The 13,328-nt window shown below is 53.9% G+C and carries 10 protein-coding genes and 1 pseudogene; 1 reads left to right on the top strand and 10 read right to left on the bottom strand.

Annotated features, from left to right (window positions below):
- Nucleotides 1–8: 8 nt before the first annotated feature.
- From IPM21_01020 to IPM21_00995, 6 genes and pseudogenes are all read right to left on the bottom strand, one after another.
- On the bottom strand, nt 9–959 hold the full coding sequence (locus tag IPM21_01020; GenBank protein ID MBK9162496.1) for a hypothetical protein: 951 nt from the start codon (nt 957–959) through the stop codon (nt 9–11).
- Between the two features lie 28 nt (nt 960–987).
- Nucleotides 988–1,761 carry an ABC transporter permease subunit gene (locus IPM21_01015; protein MBK9162495.1) on the bottom strand — a complete coding sequence of 258 codons (774 nt, stop codon included), beginning with the start codon at nt 1,759–1,761 and terminating at the stop codon, nt 988–990.
- A 102-nt stretch (nt 1,762–1,863) separates the two neighbouring features.
- Nucleotides 1,864–3,840, bottom strand: a complete 1,977-nt coding sequence (locus IPM21_01010) for an O-antigen ligase family protein (protein ID MBK9162494.1) — start codon at nt 3,838–3,840, stop codon at nt 1,864–1,866.
- Between the two features lie 580 nt (nt 3,841–4,420).
- Nucleotides 4,421–4,504 (bottom strand): annotated as a pseudogene (locus IPM21_01005) (prepilin-type N-terminal cleavage/methylation domain-containing protein).
- Between the two features lie 281 nt (nt 4,505–4,785).
- Entirely contained in the window at nt 4,786–6,180 is a 1,395-nt protein-coding gene (locus IPM21_01000) for a sigma-54-dependent Fis family transcriptional regulator (protein MBK9162493.1), read from the bottom strand.
- Between the two features lie 108 nt (nt 6,181–6,288).
- Nucleotides 6,289–7,791: a PAS domain S-box protein gene (locus IPM21_00995; GenBank protein ID MBK9162492.1), complete on the bottom strand. Its 1,503-nt coding sequence runs from the start codon at nt 7,789–7,791 to the stop codon at nt 6,289–6,291.
- 496 nt (nt 7,792–8,287) lie between these two features.
- On the opposite strand from IPM21_00995, the gene IPM21_00990 reads away from it, so the two are divergent.
- A complete protein-coding gene (locus IPM21_00990; GenBank protein MBK9162491.1) occupies nt 8,288–9,787 on the top strand; it encodes a CHASE3 domain-containing protein in 1,500 nt (499 codons plus the stop codon).
- Here the strand turns inward: IPM21_00990 and IPM21_00985 are convergent.
- The 4 genes from IPM21_00985 to IPM21_00970 are packed head-to-tail and all read right to left on the bottom strand — an operon-like array spanning nt 9,753 to nt 13,253.
- On the bottom strand, nt 9,753–10,307 hold the full coding sequence (locus tag IPM21_00985; protein ID MBK9162490.1) for an HAD family hydrolase: 555 nt from the start codon (nt 10,305–10,307) through the stop codon (nt 9,753–9,755). The two genes, IPM21_00990 and IPM21_00985, sit on opposite strands and share 35 nt — an antisense overlap.
- 14 nt (nt 10,308–10,321) lie before the next feature.
- On the bottom strand, nt 10,322–11,371 hold the full coding sequence (gene waaF, locus IPM21_00980) for a lipopolysaccharide heptosyltransferase II (GenBank protein ID MBK9162489.1): 1,050 nt from the start codon (nt 11,369–11,371) through the stop codon (nt 10,322–10,324).
- Nucleotides 11,368–12,237: an NAD-dependent epimerase/dehydratase family protein gene (locus tag IPM21_00975; GenBank protein MBK9162488.1), complete on the bottom strand. Its 870-nt coding sequence runs from the start codon at nt 12,235–12,237 to the stop codon at nt 11,368–11,370. Before IPM21_00975 ends, waaF begins: the two co-directional genes overlap by 4 nt.
- Nucleotides 12,237–13,253 carry a potassium channel protein gene (locus IPM21_00970; GenBank protein MBK9162487.1) on the bottom strand — a complete coding sequence of 339 codons (1,017 nt, stop codon included), beginning with the start codon at nt 13,251–13,253 and terminating at the stop codon, nt 12,237–12,239. The genes IPM21_00975 and IPM21_00970 overlap by 1 nt, the downstream gene beginning before the upstream one ends.
- Between the last annotated feature and the right edge of the window lie 75 nt (nt 13,254–13,328).

The following is a 13,328-nucleotide window of genomic DNA, read 5'->3' as shown; positions in this document are numbered from 1 at the left end:
AAAAAGGGCTAGTTGAGCTGCTTGGGAATTCTTGTATCCGCGTTAAGTATCGCCCGGCAATCAACGGCTTGCAGGCGGTAAGGGAAGCCGAGAGGATCGGCGAGATCGCCGCTCGGATCGAGCCGGAGAGCCCGTCCGCCGGGCAGTTTTGCGTCTCGCAGCGTCGGAATGATCTGCCCCAAAGACACCGGGCATTTTCCGGTTCGTTCAACCGTTGACAGGAGAACCGCGTTTATCGCATCGATCTCGTCAAGTGCATCAAGTTCCAAAAGTCGAAGCTCGGCATTCTCCCGCGACTGTTGATCCTCGGCCTGGTCGCGCATCTGTATATAGATCTCGCGGGCAGTCTCGCGGCTGCCTCCCTGCGTTTTCATTGCTGCAACCATCTGTCGCATGAACGGCGGAGCCCCGGCGATCTGCGAACCTCGATCATAAGTCTCTGCAGCTTCTTCGAATCGCTTCTGACGCCAATAAATATAGCCAAGATATTGGTACAGCCGCCAGCTTTCCGGGTTTGACTTGATACCCTTTTTCGTCAAGGCTATCGCCTGTTCGGGGTCGACGGCAGGAAGCACGATCGAGCCGTAGGAAAATGCCGCCATGAACCGCGGGTCCAGATCGGTCGCATTATCGAGGAGCGGATAAAGAAGCCGTGGGTTGAGCGGCCTTAGATCTTCGACGTTTATGAATTCCTCTTCACTTTTTACGATCTTGTCGCCAATATATTGCAGCGAGCGCATCCAGTACCAATCGGCGAGTAGACCCTCAGAACCGAGAGTCCACCCGCGAAGCTTCTTTCCCTGAAATTCGAGATCCGCATCGGCGTATTCGGCGGAAAGCTGCGGACGGCTCTCGACCGCACGTGCCGAAACGAACGCAGATGCGACGAGGCACAAAAGGACCGTAAACGCGATGGCGAAGGCTGAGCTTCGAAACTTTGGTGCAGTTTTCGCTGACATCTTCTAAGTGAGAGTGGCGAGAGACAAGCTACTTAAAATTTCGCCTCTGAAAGACCATCACGGCCACTCCAAGTAAAACAACGATATATAGCAAGGCGTAAAGTGCCGAATAGCCGAGCATAGCCGTGCTCGGCACCAAACCGGCCGCCGCCTCGGTCCGAAATGTGAATAAAGACAAATTCGGAAGCATGAAATAGATAGCGTCAAAAACTACTTTCGACAGTTGAGATCCCAGCGTTTCCCCGAGGTCGCGGAGAGACGAACTCAGATGTCCGATCACGAATACGAGGAACGAAAGCAATGCGGAAAGTGCCGGCGATGAAAAGGTCGAGAAAACCATCGCGACACCCGTGATGATCATCAGTTCAAGAAAGATGAGAAAGAGCGCAGGCCAGATGTTTGCGGCCAACGTATTTGAACCGACGAAAACCAATGCTAGCGTCAGTCCAACCCCCATTACAGCGACGTTCAGGGCAAGTGTCAGGCAAAGCCCAAGGTACTTCCCGATAATGAACTCAGACCGCCGGACAGGTTTGCTGAAGATCGAATACACAGTCCGTTTTTCTATCTCCTTTGACACCAGGCCCACGCCGGCGAATATCGCAATAAAGACTCCGAAAAAGAGCATCGCCGTAAGTCCGATGTTTACGATGGTCCGGCCCTCCTGACCGTCGGTCAGATCTTTGAGAAGGATGGCGCTGGCAATTACGAGCAACGCAAAGATCACGAGGTTATAAAGTATCCGGTCACGGATCGCCTCGCGAAAAGTGTTTAGAATTATTGGGAAAACGGTTCGTGTCATTTGCAGCAACAAACAACTGTCGGGCTTACCTGCCGGCGGACAGGTATCTTGAAAGGAATACTAACATACGCGGCTGCTAAATTTAGAGCCAATCCGTCTGCGTCATGGCAACCGACTTGCCGGGCCGATCTGTTCGTCAGCATAGGCGTAGATCGCATTGTTTGGTAGAAGGTCGGCCGGCGGAGTTGAATCGCCGACATCTTTTGCCCGAAGGTGAGCTTTCAGCATCCCCTCGCGGATGAGAGTTTCCCAGCCGTTGGCCTGCCTCGCGTCGATCGCACGGGCTGCCTCGAACTGCTTCAGGGATTCGTCGGCTTTGCCGCTTGCCTCGAGAACGAGAGCGTACCGAACCCTCATGAAAACCGACCGCGGGAAAATGCTGATGGCCTCGGCCAACGTGAGTTCGGCGTTTTCGAGATCGCCGTCAAGCTCATAAGCTTTCGCGAGCATCGAGTACGTGACCGTAACGCCAAGCCCAGTATCGATGGCCTTTCGAAATAGAGCCGCTGCCCTTTGGTTTTCTCCACCGCGTCCGGTTCGGCCTGCATAGGCAAGATAGGCTCCGGTGTTTTCGGGATCAAGACCGATGGCTGTGCGAAAGTACGCCTCGGCCTCGGTCGCGGATTGAGCCTTCTCACCGAGCAAAACATAGTATTGGCTCGCTCCCGAGACGAGCGACAGCAGGAAGAGGGCCGCAAAGGGAACAACGGCAAGCTTCTGCAGCCGCGCCGCAAAGCTCTCCGACAAGAAGTTTGTCCGGCGCACACTGCGGCCAAGCAGGCCAATTGAGCGAATGAAAACGGCCAGGACAATAAAGAACACGACACCATTTTGAAATGCACGAAATGAAAACGATGTGAATGCAGAACTGACCGCAAACGCAACAAGCCCGCCCGCCGAACCGAGCATGATCGGTGAGATTCGGCCTTTTCTGTTCCACAACGCCTTCGCCAGCACAGCCGCGAACCACAGCGAGCACGTAAGCATGAAAAGTACGCCGATGATCCCAAACTCGGCTGCTATCTGCAGATATTCGTTATGCGCACGCTGAACCAAATAGTCTTCCGCGATCGCGAGGTCTGCGTCTTCAGGATGGGAAGCTGCGTAGCTTTGGCGTGCCTCATTGAACCTAATGCCGAAATTGTCACCACCGACACCGAGAAAAGGGTTGTTGCGGATCATCTCTACCGCGACCTTCCATGTGAAGATGCGCATCGTCGAGGTCGAGCGGGTCGGGTCGGCGGAGCCGGAAATGTACTCCGTCGTTGATGGGATGGCTGTTAGATAGGCGGTGCCGAACTGAACTGTGATCGTTAATGCAGCAAAAATGGCGAGTGTTGCGATCGTCCGTACGCGACTTGCTCTGCGACCGAAAAGGAGAATGCCTGTGAAGACAAGGAGAAACCCTGCTGATCCCGAGACGAACGCCGCTTTACTTAGCGAGAGCATCGCTATCAGCCACGCGGCAGCGGCAAAGACACCGATGAGTACGGCACGGCGTTGATTCGTGTCCGCAAGTGCACAGCCGAGCATCAGAGGCCCTGCTGTAACCGCCATCTCGCCAAAACGGGCGTAACGGATACGATAGGCTCCTTCGAATGCGGCGAAACTTTCAAAAGTTAGAAGGTCGAAGATGCAAAGTGCGAACACAGCCACTGTCGCCACAATGAGAGGGCAGAGAACGGCCCTCAGCGAACCGCTGATCGAGATCCACCGGAATGCAAAGTAGAGAATGCAGAAATAGCAGAGCCAGACCAGAGCATGGTGCGTTGCAGCGATCGGAAACTCGGCCCACGCGATGGAAAGAGCTGAATATAATGCGAATGCCAAGACGGCGCCAAACATGACCCGTTGAAGCTCTGTTGTTTTTACCGATTCAATAAAGAGAGGTCGTTTGCGGATCAAAAGGACAAGCGAAACGATCACTAGTACGGTCGAGATAGCGAACTCGGCCTTCCACGGCATTGATGGAACGAATGAAGGCCTCGGTACCGGAATCATCAAGCTGACCAAAGCCAGTCCGAGAAAAACCGGGAAAACCTCCAAATATCGCCGGTTACCGCTTGAGACGTTTTCCATTTGTTTAGCCGGAAGTTAGATCTGCTTTTAACCCAAGTCAACTTACTTAGGGAGGATCGACCGATGTAAAGATAGCGTTTTTTGGGGGAAGTTGGAAAGGAAAAGGGCGAGAATCCTTGCGGAATCTCGCCCTTGCTAAGCTAAATGATTAACACTAGTTCGATAGCGGCGTACCGGCTGCGATCGACGTAGCATCGAAGTGCGTGCCGAGGTTCGCGGCCTGAGCGTCAGCAACGATGACACCCGCAGTTGCGATACCAAAGCGGCGGGTTCCCGACTGCGTGATACCCGAAGCCTGTGACGGACGAGCCGAGAAGTAGAATATAGCGGGCTGAGCGGTGGTTCCTACTTCACGGTCGCCAACGTAGTCATAGCCACTCTTGGTTCCCGAAGCGAGAACGCTGTCAACGAGGTTGACTGCCGCCATTTCCGACATCGGGGTCGTGCCCGGGGTACCGGCCGTACCAGCGAACTGACCATTACCAGAGGTTGACTGATAGGTCATCTGTGCTCCGTGAAGCGTACGGAGGGACGAAATAGCTGAACCTTCGTTAGCCGAGCGGCGTGCCGCCAGCAGGTTCGGGATGGCGATCGCGGCGATGATGCCGATGATCACAACAACGATCAAAAGTTCGATAAGCGAGAAACCTTTCTGATTTTTCATTTCTGATTCACAATCTCCTAGATTTTTGGGTTCGATTCGAGTATTCACCTTTCCCAGGCGAGACTATGTAAATCAATAGCTGTGCCAAAGACGTCGATGTGGAGCGTTGTCCGCTTAACTAATTGAAAATATGAGGGTTATTAGAGGTTGCGTGACCGGCGGGGAATTCTATTGAAGCAGCCTTGGCAAAGGGATTTCACAGATTTTGGTAATGTCGGGCTGACAAAAACTGTCAAATGGGATCAATGGAGACAAAAAAGGCCGATGCGGGCCCTCTTTGATCAATCGCCATTTCGCATTTGAGCGGAAAGTGCTCGAATATTATGTTTGTCGAGCAAATGCCTGAGGGATCGGACCTGTAGATGAAGCAGATCCGCAGCTTTGGTCTGATTGCCTGAAGTCATTTTTAATGCCTCAAGAACGTAAGTCTTTTCGAGATTATCTAGATGTGCCGAAAGGTTGAGCCCAGCATCCGGAAGGTTGAACTCGGCCTTGATGCGCTCGGGGTTGTAATTTGTGATATTGTCCGGAAGCCGTTCGGGTTGGATCTCGTTACCGCGTTCAAGCGCGACCGCACGTTCGATGGTATGTTCTAATTCGCGTACATTCCCGCCCCAAACGTAGTCCTCCAGCAGCTGCATTGCCTTCGGCGAGATCGTCAATTGGCGCCCGGACTGTTCGCAGAATTTGTTGATAAAGTGATTCACAAGCTCCGGAATATCCTCGCTTCGCTCGCGGAGCGGCGGCAGAACGATGGGTATGACCGAGATTCGATAGAATAGGTCCTCGCGGAAGCTGCCATCGATAGACATCTGTTTGAGGTCGCGATTTGTGGCAGCAACGACTCGGGCATCTATCGCCAATTCTTCATGAGCTCCTACGGGACGAACTCGCTTTTCTTGCAGAACGCGAAGCAGCTTGACCTGCATCGCAGGCGACATCTCGCCGATCTCGTCGAGGAAGATCGTACCGCGGTTTGCTGCCTCAAAGAGACCCTTGCGGTTGGTATTCGCTCCTGTAAAAGAGCCCTTAACATAGCCGAACAGTTCGGATTCAAGCAGGGTTTCGGTAAACGCCCCGCAATTTATCGAGATAAATGGCCGCTCGGCCCGCGGGCTGAGGTCGTGGATCGCTCGGGCGACGAGTTCTTTACCGGTGCCGCTTTCACCCGTAATGAGCACTGTTGATTGAACTTCAGCGACGGTCTCTATCATCTGATAGATCGCCTGCATCTTCTGCGAGCGGCCGATGATGTTACTAACGCTTCCGCGGTCACGCTGGGCGCGCTTGAAGGCTCGGTTCTCGTCGATGAGTTCCTGCTTTTCGAGGGTCTTCCGAACGATAAGTTTTAGTTCTTCGACATCGAAAGGCTTCTGAATGAAATCGTCGGCGCCAAGCTTGAACGCCTCGCGAGCGCTGTCAACGGAAGCATAGGCGGTCATGAAGATGATGCCCGTATCCGGCTGGGTCGAGCGCAGTTCGCGTAGCATCTCAATGCCGTCCATATCAGGCATCATGACATCGGAGATGATGAGATCAGCAGGCTCTTCAGCAAGGAGTTCAAGGGCTTCGCGGCCGTTTGAGGCAGTCCGGAGGCTGTGGCCTTCGCCCTCGAATATCAGGGTGAGCAACTGACGGAAGCTTTGTTCGTCGTCAACGATCAATAGATTTGGCATCTTTGAAGCGGGTCAAGTTTTAACTTTAACAAAAGGATGGAGAAGAGCGTCGGAAAACCAACACAACTCCTATTGTCACAGAAAAGGGCACGTCCTTTCAAGTAAAATCTATTTTTCGCCCGGCGAAACGACCAGAAGATCGGCTAATGGCGTTTCGCCCGCGACACCGCTGAGTTCATTTTTCGAGTGTTCAACCGGCGTTTTCTTTCCGACCGGCAACTCAATGGTGATGGTTGTTCCCTCGCCGTCCGCACTGCGTACGTTTATGGAACCATTATGGTCGCGGACGATCTGATAAACGATCGAAAGCCCAAGCCCGGTCCCACCCGATGTTGACTTTGAAAATGGCTCGAAGAGCTTCTCTACCTGCTCTGGCGGCATGCCTGAACCATTATCGGCAAATTTGATGCGGACCTTGTCGAATGGAAGGCGCTCGACCTTGATCCGCAATACGCCTCCCGAGGGCATTGCATTTATTGCGTTTCGCGAGAGGTTCCAGAAGACCTGTTTCAACTGGGTCTCGTCGGCGGAAAGAAAAACCGGGTCAGGCGGCAGATCGAGATCAAACAAATGCTCGGGCTTGACGTCCGGCCCGTGTTTGAGCAGAACGACGGTGTCGCGGATCGCATCGTTAACATCGATCTCAACAAAGTCGCCCACTTTCGGCTTAGCGTAGTTGAGAAAATTCGTGATTATGGAGTTAAGCCGATCAGATTCGCGGAGAATTATTCCCATCAGGTCGGCCTGAACAGACCCGGGCTCGGTCTTGGACTCCAACAATTGGATCGCTCCACGCATTGCTCCGAGCGGGTTCCTTATTTCATGTGCAAGTCCGGCACCGACCCTACCGACCGCTGCGAGACGGTCTTTGCGGCGAACGCTTTCCTCCATTGAGCGGATCTCGGACAGATCCTGAAACGAGAAAATGTAACCCGTGGGTTCATTATCCTCCGAACGCAGCAGGGAAACGCTGTATCCGACGTGGACGGCGAAGCCATCAGGCGTCCGAAGATCGGTCTCAAATCGCGGAAGCTGTTCATTTGCGGTGATGGTTTCTGAAAGGCGAATTTGTTCGCGAACATCGCCAAAAAGCTGTGTGATCGATCTTCCGGCGAGGCCCTCGAGGTTCTGTCCGATCATTTCCGAGGCAGCGGCATTCGCTGTGTAGATGGTGCCGTCCCGGTCGGTAATGATCAGTCCGGATCTGATGGATTCAACAATTCGCTCATGGAGAGCCCGCAGATCGGCTAGCGATTTTGCCGTTTCCTTGAGCGTCTCCCCGGAGAGCCGCCGGTCGGCGAGCCGTGAGGCAAGCAGGCCAACGGCGAAGAAAGCAACTACGTTAAAGCTTACGATCTGAATACTCTTTGAAAAGGTTGGCTCCGGCCCCACAGTTTCAAGGAGCCCGAAACGGAACACCAACTCCATAAGGACGAACAGAAATGTGCAGCCGACAGCTGTTAAGAGAGTTTCGAGTGGACGCAAGTAGATCGATGTCACACCAATAAGAATGATGTAAAGCGTGACATAGGGCGACGAAATGCCGCCGGTCATAGAGACCAGCCAGGTAATGAGAATGGCGTCTGCGAGAAACTGGAGGCGGATCTGCACACTTTCCGGGGCTCGAAGTGCGAAAAGGAACAGAAAAGCGATGCCCACAGAAACGGAGGAAATAAGGATCGCAATCGGAGCACGAGGCATCTCAGCAAACGACACACCAAGCCCGCCACTGTACCAAAACCAGCCGGAGACCAATAGCACGAAAATCGTGATAAAACGTCCAAGAATCAGCCGAATAATCGGTGAACTCTGCAGATCGTTTGCGAAGGGCGTTTTTTCGTTTAAACTAACCATGCCCGCATTCGTAAGATCACGCTGCCTTTTACATTGTTTTGGATTCCGATACACGAGCGCCACGACATCATCGGATTGAGAGAATGGTCCGGGAACTCGTGCTCGGGACGACTTGAAACCTCGGGAGAGATCGCCCGGTTTGTCGTCAAATATGAAAGTTATCACTATTTGCAGAACAATCGTAGTCAAGACCGGCTCAGTAGCTTCGGTCGAGACGGTCAATTGCGTTGCGCTAGGCTAACCCTGGATCTCAATGGCACTTCGATTTGAACGAAAAATTCCGTTGGTACTTTTTGTTGTTTTTCTGGTCTTTGCGGTCCTTGGTTTCTTCTTTTATCAAGCGACGGCCTCGGCCCGTGATATCCGCGAGCGAGAAGAGCGGACACGAATTCTTCTCCTCGATCTCGAATCCGTTGTGGCCATAATGACCGATGCGGATGCGGACGTCCGTGGCTTTATTCTCACCGGAAACTCAACATATTCAGATCGCTTCGCTTCGAAGAAACGGCAGTCGGATGCGATCCAGTCGCGGGTCGAGCAGGCGTTCGGGCAGGCCTCGGAGATCTCGCACCTTGTCTCAAAGCTTACGACGAGCGCTCAAGACTTCTGGTCGAAAAGCGCTTCAAAGATCGAGCGGCGAAAGATAGATGGGCCGGCTGCGGCGTTCACCGAGCTTTCCGTGACCGAGACCAAGGAGCCGCTCGATAATTTTCGTGCTGCCGCGAATGAGTTAAAGGCGTTCGAGATAAATGCGGCCGCCGAGCGTGCCGCGGAGTTCGACTTCAGGCTCCGCGTTAGCATTTGGGTGCTTATCTTGTCGGTCGTCGCCGGGATCGCCTCGCTAATGCTTGCGAATTTTCTCGTTTTTTCTGAAGGAAAGCGAAGAGCACTGGCCGAAGGCGAACTGATCGAGGTAAATAAGGACCTTGAGCACCGGGTAGAGATCAGAACTGAAGAGCTTCGAGCACTCAATGATGAACTGACGCTTGCCGCCACCGAACGCGAGGACCTTTTAGCCAAGGAACGTGTAGCCAGGGAAGATGCCGAGATCGCCAATCGCGTTCGGGATGAATTCATGGCGGCAGTGTCACACGAACTTCGGACGCCGCTTAATTCTATACTCGGCTGGGCAAGATTGCTCCGTGAAGGAAATCTTGAGGAAGAACAATCGCGAAGGGCACTCACGACGATCATCAAGAATTCAGAGCTTCAGAATAAGCTCATCGAGGATCTGCTCGATGTTGCACGGATCGTATCGGGCAAGCTCCAGATCGAAAATGAGAGGGTACAGATCGGTGAGGTCGTCTCCCAAGCAGCGGATAGCGTTCGCCCTTCGGCGGAAGCGAAACGTCATGACCTCGTTGTCAATATTCAAGACGGGGCAGACGAGATCGCCTTGAACGGCGACGCAAATCGCCTTGGGCAGGTCGTCACGAATCTGCTAGCAAATGCTATTAAATTTACACCGGACGGCGGCCGAATTGACCTTAACCTGAAACACGAGAATGGCCGCGTTGAGATCGAGGTGACCGACGCCGGCATCGGGATCAGCGAAGAGTTTTTGCCAATGGTCTTTGAAAAGTTCAGGCAGGACGGCTCATCCGAAAATCAGAAAGGACTCGGACTCGGACTTGCGATCGTCCGGAATATTGTCGAGTTGCACGGCGGTTCGGTGATGGCCATCAGTAAGGGGCAGGGGCACGGCACGACGTTCCGGGTCATTCTCCCGACTGCGGAGCCATCCCAAGAATAAGGTCAACAGCCATGCCGATGTCGTCCGCGATCAGGTCAGGTTCCCGTTCAAGCGCCGCAGCGACCTTGGCTCCGTATCCAGTTCTTACCAGAGCCGTTCGCAACCCCGCGTTGAATCCCGTTTCTATATCCAAGAGCTTGTCGCCGATCATCCAGGAATTAGCGGTATCGACGGTTTCTCCGCTCAGGCTCGCTTCGATCATGCCGACATTGGGCTTACGGCAGCGGCAGCCGGCATCGGGCATGTGCGGGCAAAACTGAAAGCCTGAAATAAGCCCGCCAAGTTCCGATTGAAGCCGATCGTGGATCGCATCGACTTCCGACTCTCCAAAAAAACCGCGGGCGATGCCGGATTGATTGGTGACCACAAAAAGTTCGTAACCGGCTTCGCGGAGGCGTGAAAGGGCCGCGGCCGTTGAAGAAAGCAGCCGCATGTCCTCGACCCGGGAAAGAAAGTCCACTTCCTCGATCAATGTCCCATCGCGGTCCAGGAATACAGCTTTTTGTAGTTCGTTCGTCATCGTTGCAAATTTGTTCAGCCGTTGGATCTCGCTGAATTTAGAATATCAAGGACCCGCATTCCGACGATATCGGGCTCGATCGACGTCATGCATCGGTGATCGATCGGGCAGTCGCGGAGCATACATGGCGAGCAATCGACCCGAACTCGGATCACCTCAGCAAGCGGCGAAAATGGTCGCGTTGTTTCCGGGTTCGTCGGCCCGAATATGACAAGCGTCGGCGTCCCGACGGCCGCGGAAATATGCGCTAGACCCATATCGTTGGAAACGAAAACATCAGCCGCAGCAAGCAAAGAGACAGCATCCTCAAGCGACGTCTTTCCAACCGCATTTATCAACCGCGAGTCTGCGAGGCTTTCAACTTGTTCCGCGACATCGCGTTCATCGCTCGACCCCAAAAGTACTACGCTCGCATTTCCAGCTTCGATCAAATGCGTGGCTAGCTTGGCGAAACGCTCGGCTGGCCAACGCTTCGCCCTCGAGTTTGTCGATCCGCAGCCAAGAGCGACGATCGGAAGTCCGGCATCGCATCCAATACTCTCAAGAAATTCGCGAGCCTTCGCTTTCCTTGTAGCTGATACCGCGATCGAAATGTCCGGAGCTTCGGCAGCGGCGTCTACACTTCCGGCGAATGCCGTCTCGACCGCTTCCACCAGATTCAAATAATAGTATATTTCGTGCCGCGTGGATTTCCACGCGGGAATGGCGACCCGGTCCGTAAGCAAAAACCCACGCATCTCTTTCTCATACCCAAAACGTCGCGGGATCTTTCCAAGCCAGGGCAATGCGGCTGAGCGGAATGAATTGGGGAACATCACCGCAACATCAAATCGGCCGCGGCGAATTCGCTCCGCTTCGTCTCTGAGGTCGTTGAGGCCTTTGTCGGTCGATTGAATGGGAATTATCTCGTCGAGAAAATCGACGTCGCGAAAGATGCCCTCGGCCCACTTTCGGCAATGTAGGGCAATGTGAGCCTCGGGAAATGCCCGGCGAAGGCGACGCATCGCAGGGATGGTCATAACGGCATCACCGATCCAATTCGTTCCGCGGACGAGTATCCTCATTGTGCGGCGGCCTCGCTTTCGGCTCCTGCGTTAAAGAGTGTCCGCAATCCGGTCTCGTTATCGATCTCGGGCGACCAATCGAGCTCCTGCATTACGCGGCCGATATCCGAAACGTAATTGAAGGGTAGCGGATCGGGCAGTGGAGCTCCGTGGACGGCCTGGAAACCAGAAGAACTTTCGAGCATCTCGACGAGGTTGGATAGCGAAGTCGCATTCTTCGGGCCGCCACCGAGATTGTATGTCCCATGGCGGATGATAGAGTCGATAAAGGCCTTACAGGCTTTGGCGAAGTCATCGACATGCAATAGATCACGAACCGGCCGCCCCGCCCCCGGAAGCCTGATTGGCTTGCCTTGATCGAGACAATCGGCGTAGTGGCCGACGAAGCCCGGCGTGTTGCCTTCGGTCGCAGGAGCGTAAACGGTCGAAAGCCGGAAGATGCAAGACCGGAAATTTCTCAGGTGTGAGTAATAATCAACGTAGTGCTCGGCAACCAGTTTCGACCATTCAAGCGGTGATTGCCCTGAGTAGAGCGTTGGGCAGGTCTCGGGAACCTCACGAAAGTTATCGGCAAAGCGGCCGTAAACATCCTTGGTCGAGGCGAAGATGAAAACGGCATCTTTACGCATCACTCGGAGCAGATTAACCGTGCCGTCAACGTTTGTCAGAAAAACCTCTTCGGCCGAATCGTGCGATTTATCCATCGAGGCGGCAAGGTGGACGACCACATCATAGTCCGCGGCCATTTGAGCATCCTGGAGGTTTAGAATGTCGAGGCCCGACCGCCGTGAAAGGTCGTCCGCATCAAAAAACGAGCGCAAATGTGTGCCCAAATAGCCGCTGCCGCCTGAAATTAGTATCCGCATCAATTGTTTGCCTCTTTCAGTTGTTTCACGCCCTCGGCAGTACCGATGACCAGCAACAGGTCACCGTCCTCAATTCGTGTTTCGCCGGATGGATGGAAGACCAAATGGCCGCCTGCTCTGCGTATCCCAACAATTATCAGGTCATAGGAACTGCCAATATGCGTTTCCGAAAGCCGCTTGCCGCAGAACACTGAGGTCGAAGCGACGGCAAATTCTTCGAATACAAGATCGTGGGTCTCAGCGACGATAGTGTCCATGAAATCCGCGATGGCGGGCTTTATCAAAGCCCTCGCCATTGACTGCCCGCCGATTATCGTTGGAGCTACGACGCGGCTCGCACCGGCACGGAGAAGCGTCGGCTCGGCCTGTTCCTCAACCGCACGAGAGACGATGTGAACCGAAGGGTTCAAACCCCGGGCCGTCAGGACGACATACACATTCGATGCATCATCAGGCAAACAGGCGGCAAGCCCTTTCGCCTTTGCAACTCCGGCCTGCAGCAGATTTGCCTCGATGGTAGCATCGCCCTCGAGCACCTCGATCGCCAGCTCACGCAGTTCCTCGAGCCGGACTGGGTCCGATTCGATTACGATCACCTTCAGTCCTTGCTGAACGAGGTACCTGATCACCCTTCTGCCAACGCGGCCTGCGCCGCAAACTATATAGTGGTCCTGCATTTTCTCAATATTAGCCCGCTTACGACGGGACGTCAGGGCTCCGATCAATTCTGACTGAACGATCGCCTGAGCAATTACTGTCAGCGAATAAAGCACGGTTCCGACCCCGAGGATCATGTAAACGGTTGCGAAAAGCCTCTCCGCGCGAGTCGCGAGCGTTATATCCCCGTAGCCGACCGTCGTTACCGTCTGAGCCGCAAGATAGATCGCGTCTAGCCAACCATGATTGCCGAGACTCCGAAAGCCAATGCTGCCGATGACCAGCATTGTACCGATCGCGAACGGTGCGAAAAGTAGTTGCCGGCGAGTGCGAGTAGAAAGGGTCTTAAAGAACGGCATCGATGCTATCGTTTAAAGATATAGACATAGTTCACCAGAAATCGGTAAAATTCTAAAGGGCATGTACGATGAAAT

The sequence above is a fragment of the Acidobacteriota bacterium genome, assembly GCA_016716435.1.
Classification (GTDB): Bacteria; Acidobacteriota; Blastocatellia; order Pyrinomonadales; family Pyrinomonadaceae; genus OLB17.
Note: the sequence above shows the minus strand (reverse complement) of the source record. Positions and strands in the feature narration are given on the sequence as shown.